Source organism: Stenotrophomonas sp., from assembly GCF_050737575.1.
Classification (GTDB): Bacteria; Pseudomonadota; Gammaproteobacteria; order Xanthomonadales; family Xanthomonadaceae; genus Stenotrophomonas.
Window position 1 is genome coordinate 1 of sequence record NZ_JBOHXW010000010.1, and the last position, 24,015, is coordinate 24,015.

A 24,015-nucleotide genomic window follows, 5' to 3' on the forward strand; every position below is an offset into this window, starting at 1 on the left:
GGCGATGGTGGATACCGCGAGCGGCGACATCGTTGGCTTCGCGGCTGAAGCCGCTCCTACGTGTCCACATACACATTTCAAAGAACATTGGGCCGTACAAGCCAGTCCCGCACTCAATGGAAATCACGCGACCCCACCTGCAGCTCGCCCAACAATTCGCTCAGGTCGTAAAGATCACCGGCGATCAAATGCTCCACGCCATCTACCCGCTCCCAGCGCCCCCGCACCGCCATCAACCGTGATTCCAGCAATGCGCGACGGCGGCGCAATGCCACATGCGGCCAGACGATCACGTTGATCATGCCGTGCTCGTCTTCCAGAGTGACGAAGATCGTGCCCTTGGCGGTGCCGGGCCGCTGCCGCTGTGTCACCAGCCCGGCCACATGCGCGCCGCTGCCGTGCGGGCGGGCACGCAAGGCCTGCAGATCGATGATGCGACGCTGCGTCATCTGCGCGCGCAGCAGGGACATCGGATGCTGGCGCAGGGTCAGGCCAGTGCTGTTGTAATCGGCAAGAATCTCCTCTCCGGCCGCAGGCGCGATCAACGCCACCTCACGCTCCTCAGGGCTGCCCGGCAACAACGGCCGCCGCCGCTCGACACCGGCCACGGCCCAGCGCGCCGCATTGCGGTTGCCGGCCAACGACTGCAGCGCACCGGCTTCGGCCAAGGCTTCGCGCGCCCGGGCATCCAAACCCGCGCGCAGACACAGATCGCCCACGCTGCTGAAAGCACGTTGTTTGCGTGCCTCCATCAACGCAAGTGCTGCGGCTTCCGAGAATCCGGCCACTTGCCGCAGACCAAGCCGCAACGTGGGTTGCGCGCCCTGATCGGCCGCACTGCACCAGGCGCGACCACCTTCCAACAGATTGTCCCAATCGCTGTGCATCACATCGACCGGCAACACGTCCACCGGCTCACGCTCGGCGCAGCCACGACGCGCGTCCTGCACGAGCTGGCTGGCCGAGTAGAAACCCATCGGTTGTGCATTGAGCAGGCCACAGGCGAACGCCGCCGGCTCGTGCCGCTTCAACCAACAACTGGCGTAGACCAATTTGGCAAAGGAGGCGGCGTGGCTTTGCGGGAAACCATACGAGCCAAACCCCTTTATCTGCTCGAAGATCTGGTCGATGAATTCGGACGAATAGCCTTTGCCCTCCATCAGTTCCCGGATGCGTTTGCGATGCGGCTCCATATCGCCACCGCGCCGCCATGCCGCCATCGAGCGGCGCAGATGATCGGCCTCGTCGGCGTTGTAACCGGCGTGCATCACCAGCTCCATCACCTGTTCCTGAAACAGCGGGATGCCCAGCGTCTTACCGAGAATGTCCTTCACCCCATCGGACGGATACGTCACTGGCTCCAGACCCTGCCGGCGCCGCAGATACGGATGCACCATGTCGCCCTGGATCGGCCCTGGCCGCACGATCGCCACTTCAATTACCAGGTCGTAGAACGTTTTCGGCTTCAAGCGCGGCAGCATCGCCATCTGCGCCCGCGATTCAATCTGGAACACGCCAATGGTGTCGGCGCGCTGGATCATCGCGTAGGTCTGCGGGTCTTCGGACGGGATGCTGGCCAGGTCGAAGTCACGGCCGCGATGTTGACGCACCAGATCCATCGTCTTGCGCAGGCAGGTGAGCATGCCCAACGCCAAACAATCGACCTTGAGCAGGCCCATGCTTTCCAGATCATCCTTGTCCCACTGGATGATGGTCCGGTCGGCCATCGCCGCGTTTTCCACCGGCACCACCGACGACAGCGGCGCATCGGAAATAACAAAGCCGCCGACGTGCTGCGACAGATGACGCGGATGATCGATCAGCATCGACGTCACTGCCAACACGCGCGCCACCAGCGGGTTGTGCAGATCAAAACCAGCCTCGGCAATGCGCTGTTCCATCGGCGTGTCGCCATTGCCCCAGCCGTAGCAATCAGCCAGCAGAGTGATCTGATCCGGCGGCAACCCGAACGCCTTGGCCACGTCACGCACCGCACTCTTGCCACGATAACGAATGACCGTCGCCGCCAGCGCCGCACGCGAACGTCCGTACTTTTTATAGACGTACTGCAGCACTTCTTCGCGACGTTCGTGCTCGAAATCGACATCGATATCCGGTGGCTCGTCGCGTGCCTTGGACAGAAACCGCGCGATCAGCAGCTTGTTCTCACCCGGGTCGACCGACGTAATGCCCAGCGCGTAACAGACCGCCGAGTTGGCCGACGAGCCACGGCCTTGGCAGAGGATGTTGCGTGACCGCGCGAAGCGCACGATGTCGTGCACGGTAAGGAAGAAGGCTTCGTACTTCAGCTCGGCGATCAACGCCAGCTCCTGCTCGATATCCGCGCGCACTCGTTCCGGCATCGGCTTCGCATCGTTCCACCGCTCACGGACGCCGATTTCGGTCAGTTCGCGCAGGTAGCTGGCCAGCGTATGTCCGTCCGGCACCAACTCCGCCGGGTACCGGTAATCCATGTCGCGCTTGAGGTCGAAATTGCAACGCGCCGCCAACTGCACCGTCGCCTGCAACAACTCCGCCGGATAGATATTGCCGAGCGTGCGCCGTGCGCGCAGGTGATGTTCGCCATTGCGGAACAGATGCGCACCGGCCTCGGCCAACGGCAAGGTATGCCGAATGGCGGTGAGTGTGTCCTGCACCATGCGTTCGCGGCGCGTGGCCATGTGTACGTCGCCGCTGGCCAGCGGCACCAGATCCAACTGCCGTGACAACGCCAACAACTGCGCCAAACGTGCGGCGTCATCACACTCGCGATGCAATGCCACCGCGAGAAACACGCGCTCGTTGAAGACGCGTTTGAGCCAGCTGCCCTCCTCCACATCGGGCACCGTTGCCGGCAACCACAATGCGAACAGGCCCAGCGCCTGTTCCTTCAATACGTCTTCCATATCAGCGCGACTCAAGCGGTATTCGCCCTTGTTCGCCGCACGCCGCGCCTTGGTGATCAGGCTGCACAGCTGCGTATAGCCGATGGCGTTCTCCACCAGCAGCACCAGCTTCACGCCGTCGATAAGTTTGAACTCGCTACCGACAATCAGCTTCAAGCCGGTTGCCTTGCCGGCCTCCCAGCCGCGCACGATGCCGGCCAACGAGCACTCATCGGTGATCGCCAATGCTTCGTAGCCGCAGTGACGCGCACGCTCGAACAATTTCTCCGCATCGGACGCACCGCGCAGGAACGAGAAATCCGACATGCAATGCAGCTCCGCATACGCAGGACTGCCATCTCGGTCGTGATGCACGATGTCGTCATTGGCCGCCGCACTCAGCCGCTGGCCCACACTCCAACGACGCGGCGGGCGGGCGCCAGGTGTATCGGCTTGTACGCCCGGCGGCAGGTCATCCCAACTCATGCAAACCAGCCCTGCAGCATCCAGCCGTGCTGCTCGCCAGGTGCGGCGAATACCCAAGCACGCTGACCGTGCACGGTCTCCACCACGTAGTAATCGCGACGCGCATCGTCGCCATCCCACCAACCGCTTTCAAGTCGTTCGGGGCCGGAAAGAATGCGCACGCGCGTGTCACGCAACGGCACCGGATGCGGCAACAACCAGGTCGGGCGTGGTGGACGCTCGGGCGCAGTCACCTCTGGAAGTTCATCGCCGACCACGCGCCGCCATGCACGCTCCGGGCGCGGATCATCGCCAGCCACCAAGCGATACACCGCGTCGTCCCCCAATCGTGCGCGCAAACGCTCACGCAGATGCGGCCAATCCATCGCCTGTTGCGGGCGCGTGTCGAATAGATCGCGCGCCGCAGGAATGAACGGCGGCAACTGCCGCGCCAGCAATCGCATCGCCACTACCGGACGCGGTATCTCCACGCGTTCCAATCGGTTGCGCGACAGTTCAAACAACATCGACGGCGAACGCTCCGCCGCCAGCAGACCAACCTCCACATCGGTATGGCCTTCCTCGTGTTCCAGCCGCAATGCAAAACGCTGCACACCGCCATCGCGAATGGAGAGATAGGTGCACAAATCGCCGATCAAACGTCGCAGTGGGAACAACAGCGCAGTGTGCGTTTCAACTTCGTACCCCAGCTCCAACCGGGAGTCGAAATGATCCGGCGGCGCGTAGCAGGTCAATGGATCGTCGGCCTCGCCATAGAGCTTGCGCAGGTGCTCCAGCACGTCGCCGCCGAAACGACGACGCACGCCATCACTGGGCAGCGCCCGCAAGGCCGCCAACGTACGCACACCCATGCGATGCAGCCGTTCGCCCGCATCATCGGGCAAGGCCGCGCGCCGCACCGGTACTTTGTCCAACATGGACTGCATCTGCGCCAGCTGCGTCACCGCCATGCCATCGCGCAAACCAACCAATACCCGCGCCGCGCGCGGCGTTGGCGCCAGCGCGATGCGATGACGAAAGCCCAGCGTTTCCAGCTCACTGCGCAGGCGCCGCTCAAAACGTGGCCACGGCCCAAACAACTGAAAACTGGCCTGCACTTCCAGCACGATTGCATGCGACCACTGCTGGCTGACCAGCGAGCTGTGCCGGTACGCCCACGCCGCCAGAAACCGATGCCAATGCGCTTCGGCTTTGGGGTCGTAATCCAAGGTGCGCACCTGCGCCAACAACGCGTGCGCCGCAGACAAACGCATACCCGGCGTAAGCCCGTGCTCGGCAGCACTGTCGTTGACCGCATGCAAACGACGCAGCTGCGCCGGCCCTTCGACCAACGCCAGCGGCTCGTGCGGATCAGGCAGACGACGGAGGACAGCATCCAGCGCCAGCTGCGGCAGCAATATGCAGGCCCAGAGCATGGCGGCTTACTGCACCAGACGCAGTGGCTGCGTCGGAACCTGTCCGCCGCGGCATTTGCGCACCTGCCAGGCATCATGCGCAGGCAGATATTCCAGCCGCAGCGCCGCTGGCGACGCGTTCACTGCATGGCGGCGGTCGCGCAACGCAAAGCCGCAGCAATCACCGCTGTCGGCTGCCACCTGCAAGCGACGCAATGCGCGTGCATCGGCCGTCTTCGGCCAACCCAACACCGCCGCGCAGGCACCACTGCGCAGGCATTGCTCAAACGCCCACAACGCATCGCGCGGCTCGGCCTCCACCACGTCCATGCCGGCCAGTTCCACGCCACCGGATTGCCACGCCGCCGCGTAAGGTATGAACGGCGGCGCCACCAGCACCACGCGCTTGCCGGCGGCGGTCATCCGCGCCAGCGTCGGCAGCAACAAGGAAACTTCGCCCACGCCATCAGCGGGCAGCAGCAATTCGGTCAAGGCTTTACGCGGCCAACCACCGGTCGGCAGCACCGCATCCAGCGTCGCATGTCCCGTGGGTTCACCCTCATGGTTGAGCGCACTGCCACGGCTGGCACGCCACACCGTGCGCGCCGCCATCAGCTCATCCAGGGCCAACACTTCGCCCATGCTCAAGCCTGCCTGATCAGGCCGCAGTAAATGCCTTCAATCGCGAAGTCGGCATCGGCCGCCACCACGATCGGCGCATGCGCCGGATTGCGCGGCAGCAAACGGATGCCGCTCGATGAGCGCTCCAACCGTTTGATGGTGATTTCGTCGTCAACGCGCGCCACCACGATCTGACCATTGCGCGCATCGCGACTGCGGTGCACGCCCACCAGATCGCCATTCAGAATGCCGTCATCGATCATCGAGTCGCCCTGCACCTGCAGCAGATAATCCGGCTGCAGCGCGAACAGCCCACGATCCAATCGCAACTGGCGGTCCAAGCCGATGTCCGCCCCCACCGGCAGCCCCGCCGCCACCCGCCCCAGAACCGGCAAGGTCAGCAAAGCATCCGGCTCGCCACCGGGGATACGGATACCCCGCTTCTGCCCAATGCGCAGCTCGATCAGCCCCGCAGCCGCCAGCGCCTGCACATGCTTCTGCGCGGCATTGCGTGAGGCAAAGCCACAGTGGGCGGCGATTTCAGCCAGGCTGGGCGGCGCACCCTCCCCCACCCGCTCACGCAGGAAGGCAAGTACCGCAGCACGTTGTGAGGACAATTCGGACATGGTGTACATATGTACACCAATGGGCAGGGGCTGCCAATGAATGATTGCGGCGATGGCAGGAAGCAGGTGCCGGAAGGCGCTCTGAGGATTCGATGGCCGCAAAGTCCTCGACGACTCGCGTGGATGCACTACGTCAGCTTCACCAGGAAATAGAAGGCAGCCTGCCCGGATAGCTTCATGAAACTGTGGGGCTGCGTATCACCTTCGTCCCGGAGTCACCGCATCTATCTGCGCCTGGATGCCAGCCGCATCCAGCGGTGCCCCACCAACCTCAGCAAGAATCTCCGCCGGAAACGTCGACACCCTGCTCACATCCGTCTTCCGCAATTGATCCTTCGGTTGTAACGGCGGGCCGTCTTCTTCCATGTACTGGCGAATATGTTCCCACAATGCCAATTGGTCGCTGTCAAAACTATTGGCCTGATTTGCTCGATGCCGTCGAGTGTTTAGGCCGCCAGCACATCGCTGCCAAGCCAGATATGCAGCAGGAGGAATCGACGGGGTCTGCAGGTTTCGAGAGGCAGCATGATGGCTCAGCCCATGCTTTCACAGACGCCTCCCGGCGCGCATTTGCCGCGGCTGCGGTCAGCAAGCATCAGCATGTGCAAGCCGAAGTTTGCATCATCACTCTCTCACTCACACTCGAATTCAACGACCTGCATAGCCATGCAGCGAATCTCCTCGAATGAGGCCGGAATGAACACTCGGTCACTGCGGCAACGCAACACTCCAATGTGCAAGAATCCGAGCGACTTCAACGTATGGACACACTTTTAGATGAAGCCCTCCCTGTTCCTGTTTATTGGTAGCGCAGCTCTTCTGACGACGCAGGTGGCATGCGCTACCAGCCACGAAAAAGGCATATATCCGGATGAAATCGTCCACCCGATTCCTGAAGATCTGTCGGTATTCAAGCAACCCGAGAGCCTGGTGGCAGACTTGGCAAAGATCCAGAGGGGGTCTTTGCGAGATCGCATTCGCGCCTTGGCCGACAAATCCAAACGGGACCAGATATTCGTGGAGGGCGGCACTTTCCAGATGGGTGATTTCGGCCGTCTGCAAAGCGAAGAAAAGCTGCCGTGGGATGGCAATGTCAACAGCAGTCCATTGCATGAAGTGACGCTGGATAGCTACTCCATCAGCAAGTACAAGGTCACGCTGGCAGAATTCGATCTGTATGCCGAGGCCAACAAAGTGCCGACCGTACAAACCGAAGATATCTATACGAAAATATTGGGCGACCGTCCCGCATGGCGCGCGCCCGACAAGCCTGCTGGCGTAATCTGGGAACAAGCCGATGCCTACTGCAAATGGGTCGGCAAGATCACCGGCCAATCGTTTTCCCTACCAACCGAAGCGCAATGGGAATACGCCGCCCGTGATCGGGGTCGCTGGATTGTCTACCCCACTGATAACGGCAAGTTGGAATGGAATCGCAATGTGCCGAGTCGCCAGCTTATTGCAGCCATCAACGGAGGACGAGGTGGCAGCCCTTACCGTATCGCTTCGTTCTCACCCAATCCACTTGGGCTATACGATCTGACCAAAAACTCTCTCGACTGGGTGCAGGATTGGTACGCTGATGATTGGTACGACCACAGCGACAAAGCCCACAACCCAACCGGCCCAGAAACTGGCACTGAAAAGGTTCTGCGCAGCTGGCCGGCAAGCGATAGCCGCAGCACGATGACCATGACACGCCTACATGAGAAACCAGGGCAAGAAATTGACCAGAATGGGAATCTCAAATCCACCCTACTCTATGGTTTCCGCTGCACCGTCAACAATCCAGCACCCGTTTCTCTACATAATAAATAGCCTTACGCGTAGCGCGGCTGGCCATCATTGCCATTCTGCTAAGCAGCCCGTTCCGCCTCAGCAGACGCAGCTAGCCCCCCTGCGGCGGGAACTGCCGCCACTCCACCCATAAAGATGTCACAGCGGGTGTATTTACGTCGGCCCTGCTTAGCGTCACCAAAGGTCGGCCATAGCGGCGGATATTGCTCTGAAAACGCAATTGGCACCCTGATACTCCCGATCTAAACAACGCAGATTCACTCTAAATGAATGCTATTGTTTGAAAACTTAAACGTAATCATCAGCATCATCAATCAGCGCAGTCCAGGCGGATTTATTCTCGCATCAATGCAATATGAGTCATCCGTGCTCACTTCGTTCATCGCCTCAATTTCTGCAGGCCAACGCGGAACCTTGCTCGTACGCATTGCCACCCAGCGGGCGAGCGAAGACAGCGCCAATACTGGCCACATAATAACGTACATCACGAAGCCCAACACGGACTCCGTATCTCTATAGTGGGACATCAGAACTTCATAACCCACACGAAAGGATTCGCGCCTACCATCAATCGGCAGTACCTGCTTTACATAAGGCGCCACTGCCTCAGCTCCATCCTCCATATAACGCCGACAGAACTCCCAGTGCGCGTGAATCTTACGCAATCCCTCTTTATTATTAATACTCGAAACACCGAGTGCAAATGTTTCCCGCACTGTGATGCCGTCTGGATCAAGCACATGCCCCCTGGGCTCCCAGAAATTGGCATCGCTATCCAAGGTAAAGAACAGGCCATCCCATGATGTACTTAACACGCTACCGTCTTTGCGAAACACGTGGACCATGCGAGTCTTCCGATTAAAACGAATAGGGAAGTGAGTGTAGTGAATCCAGTCATGCCGCCCAAGCACGAAAGCCACAGCCCCCATAGAAAATAGAACAACCCCCACTACCAATCCGAAATACACGTCGGACCGGCCCTCCATAAAGAACTGGAAGGAAGAGAAAATGAACATTCCACCAGCAAAGAAGGTGAACAGACACATTACAAACGTCCAGGCAGTCAAATATCCTTTCCAGTCGAAATATTTATCCACCAGTTCCAAATAGGACGAATTGAGCCTGATCACCATAAGGCCCGCGCATGGAGTCAACTCATCCATTCGATGCCGTTGTTCAAGTCGATATGCATCATCCTGTTTGGTCAGATGGCGATTTACCGGAAACGGCCTTAAAGGAACAATCCCCTGATAGCGCATCAGCAAGCCCCCACGGCAAGCCGATATTCCGCTTGTTCGGTGTCCTTGTCATCATAACGCTCGCTGCTTAAAAATCCCCACATACAACGATCCAGCCACGCATGCCGCGAGTTATCACCCCAAACCATTAATGCGATAACAATCAGAACAACAGCCAGCAAGAGAAAAGCCGACAAAACGAGAGCACCATAATAAATCGCCACGGCCAATCCAAAGCCAGCCAAACCTGATAACGCGCATAGCGTTGCCATTTTATTGTTACCCCTCTGATACTCTTTCCAAGCCCTATAAAAATCCACAGCTGAAAGAATAAATCCACCAATAGCACTAAAAACGCGACCGATAGAAACCAGTCGTTCACCAATCGCTAAATAACGCGCAAAGCGAAGCTTCGCAGCCGCAAGCCTCTCCACCTGCTTTCCTCCCGCTTCCAGTGCAGTACCAATCAGGGCAGCGCAACTGGTCCAAACTCGCGCCCAAGACTCTTCGTACTCATGCTGCATCCCGTTGATCGCTTTCTTGTACACCGTACCCAATGCCACCGCTGATAGAACCGATCCAGCTAAACCTACACGCATGTCGGCATTAATTACTTCACGCCAGTTCGCCAACTTATTGTTGATAAAATTCGCGCGCTCTTGTCGATACCGCAGCTCTGGCACCAGGCTACCATCCTGACGAACCCCTATGAAACTGATATCCGAACGCGACTTCCGCAGATCCAACCCGAGTATCTGCTATCGCCTCAGCTCCGCATGAACTGCTTGGTAGGGAGTGCGCCGCCCTGTCGCTCTCTCCATCGAAGCCATCACCTGTCGCACAATGTCTCCCGATTTTTTCCCCATCAGCGTCACTTTTTCCAGCGGCATTTTTCCGGCCATACCCCATGCCAGTACGCCGTACAGCTTTACTGGACCATCGACCACCTTGCTCAACAGCTTTGCGACAGGCCCGATGGTTTCTTTGATGAGCCTCGCCACATATATATTCGCTGCCCCTTCGGAGGCAGCGAGCGCCGTACCATAGAGCCCGAACAAGGTGGACCAAGGAAGGCTGCCCCAGTCCATTGCTCCTGCACTCTCCGCAGCCTTTGAAACTTCGTCGGCTAGCTGATCCTGATTGAGCGTGTAGGCTCGTAGCAGCAAGTTATTCTTGTCCTGCGGACTGCTTTCCAGCCAGCGCGCATACAACTCCATCTGCGGCACCTTATCCTGCGTATCGACAATGCATGAAAGAACAGTGCCCAAGTAGGCTGCGCCGCTCAGCGCATGATTCGGGTCGTAGTTGCACTGCAAGTGCACCTGTAGATTAAGTGACTCCAGCAACTTCACATGTGCACCCGCTAGCGGGGCAATTACCGCCTCATCCAATGCTTGAAGCTCTTTGTCGTGAGCTAGCTGCCATTCCGCACGCTTAGCCTCGTCATAGCGTTCCTGGTAACCATTGCTCTTCCACGCACCAGAACGCACCCGCTTCAGGTCCTCAGCGGTGAGTGGAATGCTCTCACGCATGGGATCACCACTCCCCATCCCAGCTCGGAAATCTGCATAGTCCCCCAAAGAATCCGCTGCGGCTTGCATGGCCTCCCCTGCCTTCAGCACTGTCTGATGTTCCACAGCATCGCGTAACTGCAGGATCGCCGCAGATGCAGCCAAGGGCCGCACGCGATCAGGCTGCGACATCAATGCATCAAGTCGATCATTCATCAACTCCGCAATTTCGCTAGTGATGCCAACAGGATCATCCAATGCAACCATCGCGAACGGCTGATCGGGCGGCGCTGTATCGGGGTTCTTCCCCCACAACACCCCCTTGAAATCACTGCGATCCCGGGCTGCAAAATCGTAACTCGATAACATAAAGGCCGGCTGGGGCGATACATTCATACCACGCATGTTTACCGCACCGACTCCCGCACTGCCGCGATCTCTTTCAAGCTTGTCGAAATAGAGTGCTTCCGCAGCCGGCAATGCGTACTCACTGACCCGTTCAAATACATCTTTCAGTGTTGACAGATGTGCCTGTGTTCGTTTCCCGTTGCTTTGAAACCAGCCCCCCACATCAATACAGCTCATATGTTTTGAACGATATGCAGCTTCATCATGGCTAGCCTTCACCGCTGCCGTCCATTGCGCATCACTATGCGAGAGCCACAGCTTGCTCGCCTTGGCGGCATCCTTGACCTGAATGCATCGTGCAAGTGAGGGCGATATCGCACGACTACACATATCTGGCGCCGGTTTGCCCCCCGGACTGGGCCCGTCATCGATTTCGAAAGCAAACAGAGAACCATCGGAAGCCACTTCGTATGAGGACCATTCACGACGCGCCTCATCGTAGACATATAGATAGCCAGCTCGCAGCATCCGCAATGTGTAGTACGCCGACGCCGTACCCAGATCCGGGTATGTACCTGCATCGAACGGCGCATCCACGCGCGGAGCATGCTTGCCCTCAGGCACATCCTCGCCCGCCCAAGCCAATGCATAACGCAACGGCATGATTGGGAGGCCGACCATCGTGCATACCGGGCATTGATGGGATGGTGTTTGGCTGGCGACAGACATCAGAAATACCTCGTAACTGGTTCTATTTCATGCACAGAAAGGTGTTGATCATCCGCAAGAGAGCGAACCAAGGATTGCTGCCCTTGCTCCGCTTGTCGGATTGCCTCACGAATACGCGGAACTTCCGGCCAACGAGGCCCGTTACGCTCAATGCAAAGTGCGTACAGACAAGCGTCATCTCGATCTTTCAAACCTAGTGACCATGCTTCGTGCAAGGCAGTGTCCAAGCGCTTTGCCAATGAATGGTAATCACCCGAAATTTGCTCATCCTGCTTGATTTGTTTTAGGCATCGATTCAAGTAAGGCAGGCGCTGGAGAGCAGCCCATTGCTCAGCCTCCAGCCTGCCGGGCATGGCATTCTCTACCCGTGTCGGCCTTTGGCATATATGCCAATTGTCCGCCCACACGTCGAACCAAGCCCATGCAGTTATTGGACCGAATAGTCGACGCAGCTGAACATCATTGAGCAGCCAACTCAGCCGGGCGAAGACGCGTGGATCATGGAATCGCAGCCAACATTTCTGCTGCTTGAAACTAATCGTCATCTGACTAACAAGATGTGCCGACAACGCAACCCGTTCGCAATCACTGCGCATCAAGGCACTGAGTAATGGCGCCTGATTGTTCCTCATCCATCGCGCGCAACGCGCGAGTAGCTCCTCTCGCTGGCTATCGCTCATTTCATTGAGCGCAACCAAACGCGGAAGCACTTCTGGATTAACCCTAAACGCCGGGCTATTCAGGGCCTCGGAAGGCAAATCTCGCCATTGACTATCATCAACCTGCATTGGATTTATCAATGCGTATTCGTACGCGTTGAACTCCCGGTGTCCAATTTTCAGCGCAGGGCTCCTTCTCATTTGGCTCATGCCAGGGGCACCAACGCAGCACCATCGTTGTCGGCCTGCTGAGTGGTGAACCCACAGGGTTTGACGTCGGATTCCCCAAACTTCAAAGATTCCGGACCAGCACTCTTCGCCCCAACCCACTCCCTCTGACTCCCCCTAAACTCAATCCTTCCCGGCGCGCCCAACTCGATGTTGTCGCCTTCGATTCGGATATACGCACCAGCGGCGCTCGCCAACAGGTGTTTACTCGGTGCAGAAAGCAGCACATCTGCTTCAGTGCTGCTGATGCGCACCTGGGTTTTGGCGGCCACTTTCATTTGATTCTTGTGCGCGCGGGCGCTGACTTTTCCCTGTGCTGCATGCAGTGCTATGCCCCCCTCTTGATAGGGGCTTCCGGCAGCAGGGGCATTGCCTGCGGTGTACAGCACCAAACCATCAGCACCCTCCCCGACTGCAAACACGCACTGCTGGAACTGCAGGCCGCCGTCGACAATCGTTTGGGACTGGACGGCCCCAGCTTCACCGCAGCGCGTGAGCTACTGGATCAACTGGAGCGCACCACGCTGCGCTTTGCACGCGATGCCGGATTACTACTGGACAACGACGGCGAAGCCGCCAGTCCTACAGACATCGACGAACCGGATGCTTTCGTTGCAGACATTCCCCTCGCTGCAACCGGCGCCGTGACCACGCGTACCGGCCCGGCCGGCGCGCTGGCCACACGCAAAGAAGCCCTGGCGCAACTGCGGCAGGTGGCGGAATTCTTCCGGCGTACCGAGCCGCACAGCCCGGTCGCTTACATCGCAGAGAAGGCAGCGCGCTGGGGTGAGATGCCGCTGCATGTGTGGCTGAAGCGCGTCATCAAGGACCACGGCACGCTGGAGCAGATGGAAGAGATGCTGGACATCGCCGCGGACACGCACGGGGATTGACCCCGTGCGCAGCCGGCGCTGAAACGGCAATCCGTTACTGAATCTGGAATTCGATACGTCGGTTGCGCGCGCGACCGTCGTTACTGGTGTTGTCGGCCACCGGCTCGTCCGGACCCTTGCCGAGCACGTCCAGGTGCGATACGGGAATACGCTTCATCACCATATAGTTCTTCACCGCCAAAGCGCGCGCGTGGCTCAACGCCAGGTTCGATTCACGCTGACCGACGTTGTCGGTGTGTCCGATGATCAGGAAGCGACTGTCAGGCATCTGCAGCATCTTGGCGACCATCTCATCGAGAATGCTCATGCCGAACGGCGTCAGCTTTGCACTGCCGCTCTGGAACTCGATGATGCGGTTCGCCAAGGTCTGATCCAGCACTTCCTGTTGCGAACTCAGCTTGAGCGCATTGGTGACCGTGTACGACGTGTTGCTTGCCAAGCTGAGGTCGCTGGCCACTTGCTGCCGCAGCGCTTCATTGCTGACTTCACCGGTAATCCGCACGGATTGACCGCTGACTTCGAGCTTTCCCGGTGAAACGCGGGTCAGGCCGGAGCTGATCATGCTGGCGACGTAGTCGCCCCAGTTCGGTGGCATGGCGATGTCGTCCACCTGGATGCGGTCGACGACGCGGCTGGCCCCATAAACCGCTCTCAGGTTGGTCAGCAGCTTGGTTTTGGTCGCCTGATCCGGCACCACGCCTTCGATCACGACCGGGCGCTCTGCCGCTGCAAGCGCCGGGGCAGTTTGCTGTGCAATAGAGGGTGATGCCGCCAGCAGTAGCGCCAAGGCAACGGAAGTTGTTTTGAACAAATGCATCATCAGGTTCCCAGGAAGGTCTCGCCGAACAGCCGCCGTGCGGTGCCCAGGGCCAGGTCATCGCGTTGCAGAAAACTGTCCAGGCGATTGAGGTTGTAGTCGGCCTGCAGGAAGTCCTCGACCCATTCCGAATGTTGCAGACGGATCAGGAAGTCGCCCGCCTCCGCCGGATCCAATGCGGCACGCAAGGCCTGATGGTCCGCGCCCTTGAAGCCCACCACCATGGTCGGCGCAGCGTCATTGCGAATCAGCACCGCCAGTTCGAAGTCGGCGCGGGCGACAAAACAGGACACCATCTCCAACCAGAACGCCGCGACCAGAGGCCGGTACACCGGGTCGCGCACCAGCGGGAACACGAGCGCCTTGTCGACGTTCGCGCCGCCACCGCCAAGCACCGGCTGCAGCAGCATGCCCAAGGCTGGGAACGCGTTCTGCATCGACACTTCGCCGTGGCCGCTATCGCGCAGCCGTTGTTCCAGCTCGCCCAGCGTGGTGCCGTCCATGAAGTCCTGGAAGCTACCGCTGTAATCGGCCGGATCGGTGCTGATGCTGAAGCGTGCATCGGCCAATTGTGCCAACGCCGGGCCGGCATCCTCTTCCTGGCACGCATTGCGCGCCAAGCGGGCAAGCCCCGACCAAGCATTGGCCATTGCCAACGGACTGCAGCCGATAAAGCGCAGCGGCTCGGCCGCATCCAGGCGCACCGCCGAGAGCAACGGGAAGCGACGCTCGGAGGAATCACGGCTGGCCAGGAAGTGGCCACACAACACCAGCTTGCTGCGCGAGCCAAGGAAGGCGTACTGGATATCCGGCGACTCATCGTAGCGCTGCTTCCAGTCCGGACTCTGGCTCAGCAGGTCCAGACTTTCTCCTGCCCAGCGGTCCAACCAGCCCAACAGTTGATGGTTGTCACCGGCGCGGACGAAGTCGCCGCGCGAAGGCACTTTGCCGAAATATGAAACACCGGCATTGACGACGAGGCTCATGGCGAAGCTCCTGCATTGACCGATCCGGCCGGGCTGGCAGCCGCAACCGGTGCGCTCCCAGCAACCCGCTCAGGAAGTTGAAGACCCTTTTGCCAATCGCTGCCATCCGAGCCTGCCCCAGCACGGCGAACGATCCGCATTTCCACCGTCACACCCACACCTTCAGCTGCCCAGGTGATTCGGCTTGAGTCGCCAACGCGCTCGTAGCTACCTTCCGCCATCAATCGCTTGAAGCCGTTGGTGCCGGGCGCATTGAAGATTTCCAGCGTGCGGCCGTCACCAGTGACTGCCGTGATCCTTACGCCGGGCATGTGCCCCGGGTTCGGGTACTGCATGGTCATCCACTGCGGCGGCGTGTTGCGGTAGCGCAAGGCCTGGCCATCAATCTCGATGGTGTACTCCACCGCACCGGTGGCCGGCGCCGGCAGAATCTCGAAGATGGTGCTGTCCTGCGCGACGCCTGCTGCCGAACCGCTCACCCAGTTGCCATAGTTGGCCACCAGATCCGCCGACAGGTTGATGCCTATACCGGCCCAACGACGCGCCTCAAGCAACGGTCCGCGCTGGATCACCAAGGTTCCCATCGCATCCTTGTTGAACGTCGCGATGCTGCCCGTGGCGCCAAAAATGCCCGCAATATCGCTGGCTGCCGCGTCCACATCCGAATTCAGATTGAACGGATACTGCGCCCCAATACGCGCCTTGAATGGCCCGTACACCTGCGCCTTCCAGCTTTTATTGATTTCCTCTTCGGCCAACGGCGCCAGCGCCGCAAAGGTCTGTGTCAACGGACGCAGCAACAGCGGACGCAACGCCTCACGCTGTTTTTCATCCAGCCCGGTCAGCACTTGTTCGTCGACCAATGCCAAGGCGGCGGTAAACTCGGAACCTTCATTCTTGAAGGTGTCCTGCATCAGATTGCGTGCACCGACGCCGATATCGCCCTGACTCTTGATAGCATTCAAACGCCCGCGCAACTTGCTCAGCGTGTCGAAGTAGCGGCTGATCACGGCCGGCTGATCGCCACGCTCGTTGACCAGTCGCGCAATGCCTTCAAACGCCTTGCCGATCGCCAGTGAACAGGGGGCGATGGAATGACTGGATCACGCTGATCATAAGGAGCGTGACAAATGGGACGAGCATTTATCGTCGTCGGCGACAAGTTGGATCACGGCGGCAGCGTGATATCTGGCGCCAGTCAAACTGACATCAATGGGAAGGCAGTTGCTCGCAAGGGTGACCGCGCCGTGTGTTCGCGCCACGGGCCAACATCGATTGTCAGTGGAGATGTCAGCGTGCTGATCGATGGTCAGCCAGTTGCCAGGGACGGTGATAAGACTGCTTGCGGTGCCGCGTTGTTGGCATCGCAGACAAGTACGGACGTGCGCTGAGTACAGGTGCGAAACAAGCGCATGGAGCAGGACGATTGATGGCTGGATGGTCAAAAAAAGCCGTGCTGGTAGGCGTGATTGCTATCGCGACCTGGGGCGGGGCAATCATTTACTGGCGAAGCAGTGGCGTGACTCCCTCTGGTCTGCAGTTGCTTGCCTGGTTGGTCTTGCTGCCGGCCGGGTTGATCGGCGCTGGCCTCATGCTGCGCGGCGCTGTGCGTCAACGGAAGCGCGTGTCTTCCGATACGAGCGGCTCGCACAGCGGCGCGGTTGATGCAGTGGCCGATGCAACAGCGTCTGCTGTCGCACTGTTAGCGGCGGGGCTGCACGTTGGCGATGAGATGAATGCCAGTGCGCTGTTGAATTCAGCGGGTCGTTCAAGGGGACCAACGCTGAGTGCACGGTTCCGCGATATGCATGGTTTGCCGGTGCGCGTGAGCGCGGCGTCGGATTTGGATGAAGAACGCGTGTTGCTGTCGCAGCAGGATGGCCTGGATACCGCCGCCCACGAACGTCGTGCACTGGCGCTACTAGAGCCGGTTCTGGAGGAGTTGCTGGACGCTGCCGTTGGTGTGCTTCCTGTGTTGGAAAATGGCGAAGAAGTGGTAATCGCAGGTTTGCGTCGTCGCACGGATCAGGTCATTGATCGTGTGCTCGTTGTCGAATTGCTGGTTCCTCCGCAATGGTCGGAAGCGCTGCATGGCTGGGTAAAGACGTGGCTGCATCGGCAGGTCACGCAGACCGGATTGGATGAGCGGCGCTTTGAAGTTCGGCTGACGGCGTTGGCCGACGCGCGTGGTGTATGGCCGCATCTGCAACAGTTGATTGCGGCACTTACTGCAGGAAAGCCGCGTTGGCATGTGTTGTTAGCCTGTTGCTCGCATATCGATCAAGTCGTGATCAATGCGTGGCAGGCTAGCGGTGTGCTGGCGACTGCTGCACAGCCATCAGGACGCGTGCCGGGTGAAGGTGCCGCGGGATTGCTGCTATCCACGACACAGCTGGCAGGCGATGCAGCGACGCGATTGGTAAGGCCGCATCTGTTGCATCCGGATCAGATCGAAGTGCAGCGCCCCGCTGAGCGACGCCGCAAGCTGTCGGCGCTGGCGAAGCAATGGCAGCAGTCGTTGACACTGGATGAAGAGAAAATCCAGTTCGTCCTGCATGACGCGGACCGTGATGTAGACGCGGTGGTGGATGCGGCCGCAGTCACTGCGGCGCTGAATCCAGACCTTGAGTTCAGCCCGCAAAGTTTCTCGCTGGCGCTGCATGCCGGCGACATCGGGCTGGTCATGCCGTTGGCACAACTGGCATTGGCGCTGGCCCAGCGTGAGCAGTATCCCAATGACGCAGTGTTGTTGCTCGGTGTCGCAGACGAGCAGCAACGCATGTTTGCACTGGTCGACCCTCTTTCCCCCTCGTTGCGTGTGGCCGGAGTGCCACCCGCCAACTAACCCTTGGATCCCTGCATGAGTTTGAGCAATTACAGCTACTACTTGCGCGACTACCGTCTATGGATGGTGGTCGGCTTGGTGAGTGCCGCGGCACTGGCACGATACGGGGAGGCTGAGGCGAGACAGATCGGCATCTGGGTGGCCGCAGTGTTGGCGGCGCTTTTGTTGCTTGCCGGACTGATATGGGGCGTCAAGCGCCTGCTCGCTCGTCGTGCGGCCAAGCGTGTGGAAGCGATGGTGCAGGGCGAAGCCGACAAGGCGGTGACCAATGCGCAGCCAGCGCAGCGTGCTGACGTCGAGGCGTTGCGGCGCCGGATGATGGATGCGGTCAAGCAGATCAAGTCATCGCGCATGGGCATGTTGAAGGGCAATGCAGCGCTCTATGAATTGCCGTGGTACGTGATTCTTGGCAATCCTGCGGCCGGTAAAAGTACCGCCATTCTCAACTCGGGGCTGCAGTTCCCGTTCGAGGACAGTCGCGGCAACGTGATTCAGGGAATGGGCGGCACCCGGAACTGCGATTGGTACTTCACCACCAACGGCATCGTGCTGGATACCGCAGGGCGCTATTCGGTGAGTGTCGAAGACCGGATGGAGTGGCTCACCTTCTTGAGCCTGCTCAAGCAGAACCGCCCGCGCGCGCCGATCAATGGCGTGATCATCGCCGCCAGCATCGCGGAGCTTTCCGGCAGCAAACCGGAGTTCGCAATCGAACTGGCCAAGAACCTGCGCCAGCGTGTGCAGGAAATCACCGAGCGGCTGGAGGTGTTCGCCCCGGTGTACGTCCTGTTCACCAAGGCCGACTTGATCGCCGGTTTCAGCGAGTTCTTCCGGAATCTTGATCCCAGCGAGCGCGACCATGTATGGGGCGCGACGCTGCCGGCGGACCCGATGCACAACGACGCGCTGGCTGCGTTCGACGTGCATTTCGACGAGCTGGCCGAAGGCATCAAGGAAATGAGCTTGACCCATATGGCCATGCAGCGCGGCCGCGATGTGTCGCCAGGGATGCTGTCGTTGCCGCTGGAGTTTGTCGGCATCAAGCCGGCGTTGCGCACCTTCATTGCGACCTTGTTTGAAGAGAACCCGTACCAGTTCAAGCCGGTGTTCCGTGGCTTCTACTTCAGCAGCGCGCTGCAGGAAGGTCGTTCGGTACACCACGCCTCGGAGCGGGTGGGCCGCCAGTTCGGGCTACAACAGGGCTCGAATGAGGACGAGGCACCAAGTGGACACACGGCGTTCTTCTTGAAGAACCTGTTCCGCAAGGTGATCTTCGTCGACCGTGAGTTGGTCAAACAGTACTCCAGCCCCCGACAGAATCGCCTGCGTTACGGTGTGTTCTTCGCCGCAGTGAGCGCACTGGCGCTGTCGCTGGGCCTGTGGACGTGGTCGACCAGCACCAACGATGCGTACAACGCATTGAAGACGTATCTGATGCTGGGCAACGGCAAGTATGCTGAGAGTGCGCATCTGGCGCAGCAGCTGACATTGTTCTGGCGCACTTGGCTGGAGGCCAATCGCGGCCAGATGAGTCGCGAAGAGATGGTGCGTGCGGCCGAGAAGTTGATGAACTTCCACGTGGCCCAGGCTGCATTGCCGGGCTGGCCGCAGGTTGAAAACAAGGTCACGTTGGTCGCTGATACCCGCCAGGCCTTGTCACAGGTGATGAAGGGTCAACCCGCGATGGAGCGCGTGTTCGCGCAGATCAAGGCGCGTGCCGGCGCACGTTTCGGCACGGTGACGGTAGATAGCCTGGTCGGCGAAGAGCGCAATGCGCAGTTGATCAACGGCAGCTACGCCATCTCCGGTGCATTCACCCGCAAGGCGTGGGAAGAGTACGTGCGCGATGCCGTCAAGGAAGCCGCCAATACGCAGTTGAGCAGCACCGATTGGGTGCTGGGTACGACAGAAAAGAGCGACCTGTCGCTGGCCGGTAGCCCGGAGCATGTTTCCCGTGAGCTGGTCGGTTTGTACAAGCAGGAATACGCCCATGAGTGGGGCAAGTTCGTGCAGGGCTTGAGCATTGCCGAGTTCAGCACGTTTGATGAAGCGGTTACCCGGATCGGGCGTTTGGGTGATGCAGCCAACTCGCCGCTGCGTGCGCTGCTGGAAGCCATCAACCGGGAAACCGTGTGGGACAACCCGCCAGCGCTGGCGGTATCGGCAAAGGCGCAGAAGGGCATCAGTGCGTGGTTCCAGCGCACGGTGCTGCGAAAGAATCCGACGGCGGCCTTGGCGTCACAGCCGGTGGGCCCGACCCGGATCATCGGGGGCGAACCATACCAGCAGATAACCTGAGTTATCACTCCTACCGAGCAAGCTCCGCGCGCTTGGCGGTACGCGCCGCACGGCAACGATCACGCATTTCAACGTGCACGAAATCCTTGATGCTGCGCCAGCTCCCACCCCACTCAAGACCCGCTTGTTGCGCCAGTTCTCCGTACAAGTAATAGCCGCGCTGCGTCCATGGATCTTCCATGTTCCACTGCAACTTTCCGTTGCGGATGGGTGCGCTATCAACACCTAGTCCATACTGATGGCAACTCTGCCAGGCACCTGCTCGGGTGGCCTTTCCTGCTGCCATCAATTCGGCCTGACGTTCCGGACTTCGATAGCCCTCGACAAGCACCATCTCGTAGCCGTACTGACGTCGCATCACTTCGTAGATGGCCAGAACCCGCTGCTGAAGGTCAGGATCAATCTGCTCCCACCTTCGATCAGCAGTAACGATTTCAGGCTTTAATTTGCGCACTTCAGCGGTGGTGAATGCCTCCGGCGGCGGCGGTGGAGGCGGCCGCAGACGTTCACCGCGCAACAGCTGCGCAACCATCGTGCCGGAGGTCGAATGGTCCTCACCCTGGAAGTCGGCAAGCACTACGGTCTGACGCATCATGAAGATGATTGCCGGCGGCACCGTCAGCAGCGCAATTGAAAGTGTCAGGATCGGCCAGTGCCTGCGAATCGTACCGCCGGCGGCGCCGATTTCACGCTGAACTCCGTTTTTTGCGCGGGACATCCGCTGCTCTGCGCGATCACCCGCGTCGCCGATATGCCCACGCACCCCAACGGTTACACGCTGAACCGCATCGACAAGCCGGTTCATCGACGCCGGAAACAAAAGCCACCAACACACCAATGCCAACAACAGAAAGATCAACACCGCTGCAATTACGATCACCAACACGCGCCCTCCATGACGTTTGTTTCAGTTGACGCCCTGAAACGCTTTAACTAAGAATGCTGAAAATTCGCATCGGCATATGCCGACTCAAACCAAGGGCTGGATGCACTTGAATAGTGGCCGAATCAATCGACCGAGCCTGCTCTCTGGTGGGATGCAGATCAAAGACGCGGAGCCAACATCGGGCCGCATTCTCGCAGACATGGAAGGCCTTCCGGAAAAGAAAGCGCCGCGCGTTCCGGGCAGTTCGTTCCTGCACAACTACCCGCTTCGGTGGGTGATAAGTGCTGCCGTCCTAGCCATTACCGCTGGCATTTTCTTCTGGGATTTTTCACACGATGCGCCCCGAGTCGCCAACGGGAACTCGGCAGCATTGCCAGCCAAGGCGCTGACGATCGCCCCCACATCCAAGCCGGCCATTAGGCCCACTGCTGCACCCACTGACGGCGCGGCGCGAATAGTGAACGTGCCTGATGAAAGCGCAGTCGCTCCACAAGCTGAAATCCAGCCGGCGCAGCTCGCGCAACCGGTAGCGGCATTGCCGGACGCACCGAAGCAAGCGACGGCGACGGCGACAAAGCCCGCGGCGACACCGGCCGCGAAGTTCGCCCGTGTTGCACCACCCAAGGCAGCTCGTCATGCGACCGCAAGTCGACCCAAAGCAAAGACGCGTGCTACCGCAACATCCGACCAAGTGACGAGCGATGAAACGCTGCTCGTCACGTTGCTTGGCATCATCAAGGAAGAGGACAAAGCGCCTGACGCAACCAAACCGCAGACGCTGGATGATCTGATCGCACGCCTTGAAGTCGACCAGCATCAACGCACGCAAAGCGCTCGCGTCGGCTCCAATCAAGCAACTGAAAGGAAGCCCGCGTCCACGCAGTCGAACATCCAGGCACTGCTGCGTCGTTGCCCCAGTGCCAATACGCTTCAAGGTGTCGAGTGCCGCAGCACCATCTGTGCTGGTTTGGATGCCACAGATCCCGCATGTCCTGGCAGCTGATTACCGCTTAGTGTGGCGCTCGATCAGGCGGGAAATTAGAAGCATTGGCTTGGCCCAAAACTCCCACATTCCGTCAACGACAAGCGAAGAACGGCGCTATGACAGCAGCAGGAGTTCGTGATCCCAATAGAACGTCTTCAACATCGCCTTGTCGCAGCCCGCAATCTTCAAGCATTCGCAGAAGCAACAAAGCCCGGGAGCGCATTCCGCTTCCCGGGCTTTCATGTTTCAAGCAAGGCAACTGAACAAAGATCAGCAACGGATGACTCAGCAACACGCGTAGCCATAGGTCATTTACTTCGTGCCGATCAGGAATCCGCAGGCATCCGACTCAAGCACCTCGCTTCGCCGCCGACTTGCGTTCGCGCTCAACTTCGCCGTTACAACACCCGCCAAAAAACAATTCAGCCGCCTTGGCGTGCACCAAGACGGCTGAATTGGATTGACTACTGTCACCTTGATCGATGCAGTCAGCGCTACGGAACAGTAGCGCGCACCTCAAGAATTCCAGCGCTTGCGACCTCCATGCGACATGCGCATGAAGGTCGCTAGTGCGCGATTACTCCGCGATGATCACGGCCACGGCCGGCACCCAGCCCTTGTTGCCCATCTCATCTTCGACTTCGAGCATGCTGCCCTGCTTGTTGCCTGTCGGGAACAACAGCATGCCTGCAGCAAGTTCGGCCACCGCAGCCGCTTGGCTGCTGGCAGCGGCCAGCAAACGCGCGGTGCGACGCAATGCCAAGGTTCCACCACTGGCCAGCTTGTCGATATCAACTTCAACCCTGCCGGACGCTGCACCGGGCGCTTGCGGTTCGGCAATGGCCATTGCCGGCTGCATCTGCGCCGAGTGAACGGAAGGCGGCATCACCTCGTGCGCCGACGGCGGCATGACTTCTGCAGCAGAAGGCGGCATCAGCGGCGCGGGCAGGCTGGCAGCCATCATCGGACGAGGCTGCTCAACCGGAGCAGCGGCAATTGGCTGGTCCCGCAGGCGTGCCTGGATCGAACGACGTTGCTTCCGAAGTTCCTTCACCATCTCATCGAAAGCCTCTTCATAGGCTTCCATGATCACCTTGCCGATTTCGGTATTTTCCCAACTACCGACGCGGATACCCGCTTGGCCCTGCACGCTGGATGCGGCCACCATCGCCGACCATGCGCGATCGGTGATCTTCGCCTCGCCCGTCACGCTGATCAGCTGCTCGGAGCTGCGCACGTCCACCAGCGTCAACGCTACTTGTGCGGTCTGCTTGTTGCTGGACATCTTGCCGGCCAAACCCATCAACATGCCGCCCATCAGGCCCCGACTGCGTCCGGAAGACGCATCACCGCCGATGTGGCTACCGCCCGCATTGTGGTTCTGCGAAATGATGTCGGGAATCAACACGAAGTCGGCACCTCGCATCTGCCCAGCGCCGATGTTCTCGTTCTGCTGCAGGTGCCCGCCCAATGCCAATTCGCGCTCTGCCTGTGCCGCGGCAAAGCCAACACCGCGATCAAGCACGCTGAAGCACTTGGAGTCGTTCACCATCACCCGCAACATGCGCGTCGGCGCCGGCAAGCCGTAAGTCGCCCATGCGCCCAAGCCGTCATCCGGCTCGACGATTCGCAACGTACCTGTCGACTTGGAGCATTCCCGTGCACCCAGGCCGGGTAGCGCTTGGCTGGAAAAACTCGTTGCCATGATGACAAGCGCAGCAAGGCCGGCCGCCATACTGGACGACCGAAAAAACACTTTGGACATATCCCCTCCGATAGCCCT

20 protein-coding genes and 1 pseudogene are annotated in these 24,015 nt (G+C 59.6%); 7 read left to right on the top strand and 14 right to left on the bottom strand.

Going from position 1 to position 24,015, the window contains the following annotated elements:
• Positions 1–113: 113 nt before the first annotated feature.
• The 4 genes from ACREP4_RS15815 to lexA are packed head-to-tail and all read right to left on the bottom strand — an operon-like array spanning position 114 to position 6,012.
• Positions 114–3,371, bottom strand: a complete 3,258-nt coding sequence (locus tag ACREP4_RS15815; RefSeq protein WP_431597156.1) for an error-prone DNA polymerase — start codon at positions 3,369–3,371, stop codon at positions 114–116.
• Entirely contained in the window at positions 3,368–4,786 is a 1,419-nt protein-coding gene (locus tag ACREP4_RS15820; RefSeq protein WP_431597157.1) for a Y-family DNA polymerase, read from the bottom strand. Before ACREP4_RS15820 ends, ACREP4_RS15815 begins: the two co-directional genes overlap by 4 nt.
• A 6-nt stretch (positions 4,787–4,792) precedes the next feature.
• The gene (imuA, locus tag ACREP4_RS15825) at positions 4,793–5,407 is read right to left on the bottom strand and encodes a translesion DNA synthesis-associated protein ImuA (protein ID WP_431597158.1); all 615 of its coding nucleotides are present in this window, start codon (positions 5,405–5,407) and stop codon (positions 4,793–4,795) included.
• A gap of 2 nt (positions 5,408–5,409) precedes the next feature.
• Positions 5,410–6,012, bottom strand: coding sequence for a transcriptional repressor LexA (lexA, locus tag ACREP4_RS15830; RefSeq protein WP_431597159.1), 603 nt, complete (start codon positions 6,010–6,012; stop codon positions 5,410–5,412).
• A gap of 389 nt (positions 6,013–6,401) precedes the next feature.
• Here lexA and ACREP4_RS15835 point away from each other — a divergent pair, with 389 nt between their 5' ends.
• Both ACREP4_RS15835 and ACREP4_RS15840 read left to right on the top strand, forming a co-directional pair.
• The gene (locus tag ACREP4_RS15835; protein WP_431597160.1) at positions 6,402–6,701 is read left to right on the top strand and encodes a hypothetical protein; all 300 of its coding nucleotides are present in this window, start codon (positions 6,402–6,404) and stop codon (positions 6,699–6,701) included.
• An 88-nt stretch (positions 6,702–6,789) separates the two neighbouring features.
• On the top strand, positions 6,790–7,830 hold the full coding sequence (locus ACREP4_RS15840; RefSeq protein WP_431597161.1) for a formylglycine-generating enzyme family protein: 1,041 nt from the start codon (positions 6,790–6,792) through the stop codon (positions 7,828–7,830).
• A 293-nt stretch (positions 7,831–8,123) separates the two neighbouring features.
• Here the strand turns inward: ACREP4_RS15840 and ACREP4_RS15845 are convergent, their stop codons facing one another.
• Genes ACREP4_RS15845 through ACREP4_RS15865 form a run of 5 tightly spaced genes read right to left on the bottom strand, consistent with a single transcriptional unit; the run spans position 8,124 to position 12,944 of the window.
• A complete protein-coding gene (locus tag ACREP4_RS15845; RefSeq protein WP_431597255.1) occupies positions 8,124–9,068 on the bottom strand; it encodes a DUF6708 domain-containing protein in 945 nt (314 codons plus the stop codon).
• Positions 9,068–9,793, bottom strand: coding sequence for a hypothetical protein (locus tag ACREP4_RS15850; protein WP_431597162.1), 726 nt, complete (start codon positions 9,791–9,793; stop codon positions 9,068–9,070). Before ACREP4_RS15850 ends, ACREP4_RS15845 begins: the two co-directional genes overlap by 1 nt.
• 12 nt (positions 9,794–9,805) lie before the next feature.
• On the bottom strand, positions 9,806–11,635 hold the full coding sequence (locus tag ACREP4_RS15855; protein WP_431597163.1) for a T6SS effector BTH_I2691 family protein: 1,830 nt from the start codon (positions 11,633–11,635) through the stop codon (positions 9,806–9,808).
• Complete coding sequence (locus tag ACREP4_RS15860; RefSeq protein WP_431597164.1) at positions 11,635–12,504, bottom strand: DUF4123 domain-containing protein; 870 nt, start codon at positions 12,502–12,504, stop codon at positions 11,635–11,637. The genes ACREP4_RS15855 and ACREP4_RS15860 overlap by 1 nt, the downstream gene beginning before the upstream one ends.
• Positions 12,501–12,944 carry a DUF2345 domain-containing protein gene (locus ACREP4_RS15865; RefSeq protein ID WP_431597165.1) on the bottom strand — a complete coding sequence of 148 codons (444 nt, stop codon included), beginning with the start codon at positions 12,942–12,944 and terminating at the stop codon, positions 12,501–12,503. Before ACREP4_RS15865 ends, ACREP4_RS15860 begins: the two co-directional genes overlap by 4 nt.
• On the opposite strand from ACREP4_RS15865, the pseudogene ACREP4_RS15870 reads away from it, so the two are divergent.
• Positions 12,936–13,415, top strand: a pseudogene (locus ACREP4_RS15870) (type VI secretion system protein TssA); the annotation flags it as partial. The gene ACREP4_RS15865 and the pseudogene ACREP4_RS15870 sit on opposite strands and share 9 nt — an antisense overlap.
• A 34-nt stretch (positions 13,416–13,449) precedes the next feature.
• On the opposite strand, the gene ACREP4_RS15875 reads toward ACREP4_RS15870, so the two are convergent.
• From ACREP4_RS15875 to ACREP4_RS15885, 3 genes are read right to left on the bottom strand one after another with little or no spacing between them, the layout of a single operon-like run.
• Entirely contained in the window at positions 13,450–14,235 is a 786-nt protein-coding gene (locus ACREP4_RS15875; protein WP_431597166.1) for an OmpA family protein, read from the bottom strand.
• A complete protein-coding gene (gene tagF / locus ACREP4_RS15880; protein WP_431597167.1) occupies positions 14,235–15,218 on the bottom strand; it encodes a type VI secretion system-associated protein TagF in 984 nt (327 codons plus the stop codon). The genes ACREP4_RS15875 and tagF overlap by 1 nt, the downstream gene beginning before the upstream one ends.
• A complete protein-coding gene (locus ACREP4_RS15885; protein WP_431597168.1) occupies positions 15,215–16,228 on the bottom strand; it encodes a type VI secretion IcmF C-terminal domain-containing protein in 1,014 nt (337 codons plus the stop codon). Before ACREP4_RS15885 ends, tagF begins: the two co-directional genes overlap by 4 nt.
• Before the next feature lie 120 nt (positions 16,229–16,348).
• On the opposite strand from ACREP4_RS15885, the gene ACREP4_RS15890 reads away from it, so the two are divergent.
• Genes ACREP4_RS15890 through tssM form a run of 3 tightly spaced genes read left to right on the top strand, consistent with a single transcriptional unit; the run spans position 16,349 to position 20,361 of the window.
• Complete coding sequence (locus ACREP4_RS15890; protein ID WP_431597169.1) at positions 16,349–16,609, top strand: PAAR domain-containing protein; 261 nt, start codon at positions 16,349–16,351, stop codon at positions 16,607–16,609.
• Positions 16,610–16,647: 38 nt separating this feature from the next.
• The gene (locus ACREP4_RS15895; RefSeq protein WP_431597170.1) at positions 16,648–18,063 is read left to right on the top strand and encodes a hypothetical protein; all 1,416 of its coding nucleotides are present in this window, start codon (positions 16,648–16,650) and stop codon (positions 18,061–18,063) included.
• Positions 18,064–18,078: 15 nt separating this feature from the next.
• Positions 18,079–20,361 carry a type VI secretion system membrane subunit TssM gene (gene tssM / locus ACREP4_RS15900; RefSeq protein WP_431597171.1) on the top strand — a complete coding sequence of 761 codons (2,283 nt, stop codon included), beginning with the start codon at positions 18,079–18,081 and terminating at the stop codon, positions 20,359–20,361.
• A 10-nt stretch (positions 20,362–20,371) separates the two neighbouring features.
• On the opposite strand, the gene ACREP4_RS15905 is transcribed toward tssM, so the two are convergent.
• Positions 20,372–21,247 (bottom strand): M15 family metallopeptidase, encoded by an 876-nt coding sequence (locus ACREP4_RS15905; protein ID WP_431597172.1) that lies wholly within the window; start codon positions 21,245–21,247, stop codon positions 20,372–20,374.
• 151 nt (positions 21,248–21,398) lie between these two features.
• Here ACREP4_RS15905 and ACREP4_RS15910 point away from each other — a divergent pair, with 151 nt between their 5' ends.
• A complete protein-coding gene (locus ACREP4_RS15910; protein WP_431597173.1) occupies positions 21,399–22,250 on the top strand; it encodes a hypothetical protein in 852 nt (283 codons plus the stop codon).
• Positions 22,251–22,809: 559 nt separating this feature from the next.
• Here ACREP4_RS15910 and ACREP4_RS15915 read toward each other — a convergent pair.
• Positions 22,810–23,937 (bottom strand): CsgG/HfaB family protein, encoded by a 1,128-nt coding sequence (locus ACREP4_RS15915; RefSeq protein WP_431597174.1) that lies wholly within the window; start codon positions 23,935–23,937, stop codon positions 22,810–22,812.
• Positions 23,938–24,015 lie beyond the last annotated feature (78 nt).

Bases quoted from the DNA above. Each gene is read 5' to 3' on its own strand.
- ACREP4_RS15915 (WP_431597174.1), bottom strand. From the start codon at position 23,937: ATGGCAACGAGTTTTTCCAGCCAAGCGCTACCCGGCCTGGGTGCACGG.
- ACREP4_RS15895 (WP_431597170.1), top strand. From the start codon at position 16,648: ATGGCTGGATGGTCAAAAAAAGCCGTGCTGGTAGGCGTGATTGCTATC.
- lexA (WP_431597159.1), bottom strand. From the start codon at position 6,012: ATGTCCGAATTGTCCTCACAACGTGCTGCGGTACTTGCCTTCCTGCGT.
- ACREP4_RS15840 (WP_431597161.1), top strand. From the start codon at position 6,790: ATGAAGCCCTCCCTGTTCCTGTTTATTGGTAGCGCAGCTCTTCTGACG.
- ACREP4_RS15890 (WP_431597169.1), top strand. From the start codon at position 16,349: ATGGGACGAGCATTTATCGTCGTCGGCGACAAGTTGGATCACGGCGGC.
- imuA (WP_431597158.1), bottom strand. From the start codon at position 5,407: ATGGGCGAAGTGTTGGCCCTGGATGAGCTGATGGCGGCGCGCACGGTG.
- ACREP4_RS15835 (WP_431597160.1), top strand. From the start codon at position 6,402: ATGCCAATTGGTCGCTGTCAAAACTATTGGCCTGATTTGCTCGATGCC.
- ACREP4_RS15910 (WP_431597173.1), top strand. From the start codon at position 21,399: ATGCAGATCAAAGACGCGGAGCCAACATCGGGCCGCATTCTCGCAGAC.
- ACREP4_RS15815 (WP_431597156.1), bottom strand. From the start codon at position 3,371: ATGAGTTGGGATGACCTGCCGCCGGGCGTACAAGCCGATACACCTGGC.
- ACREP4_RS15845 (WP_431597255.1), bottom strand. From the start codon at position 9,068: ATGCGCTATCAGGGGATTGTTCCTTTAAGGCCGTTTCCGGTAAATCGC.
- tagF (WP_431597167.1), bottom strand. From the start codon at position 15,218: ATGAGCCTCGTCGTCAATGCCGGTGTTTCATATTTCGGCAAAGTGCCT.
- ACREP4_RS15855 (WP_431597163.1), bottom strand. From the start codon at position 11,635: ATGTCTGTCGCCAGCCAAACACCATCCCATCAATGCCCGGTATGCACG.
- ACREP4_RS15820 (WP_431597157.1), bottom strand. From the start codon at position 4,786: ATGCTCTGGGCCTGCATATTGCTGCCGCAGCTGGCGCTGGATGCTGTC.
- tssM (WP_431597171.1), top strand. From the start codon at position 18,079: ATGAGTTTGAGCAATTACAGCTACTACTTGCGCGACTACCGTCTATGG.
- ACREP4_RS15860 (WP_431597164.1), bottom strand. From the start codon at position 12,504: ATGAGCCAAATGAGAAGGAGCCCTGCGCTGAAAATTGGACACCGGGAG.
- ACREP4_RS15875 (WP_431597166.1), bottom strand. From the start codon at position 14,235: ATGATGCATTTGTTCAAAACAACTTCCGTTGCCTTGGCGCTACTGCTG.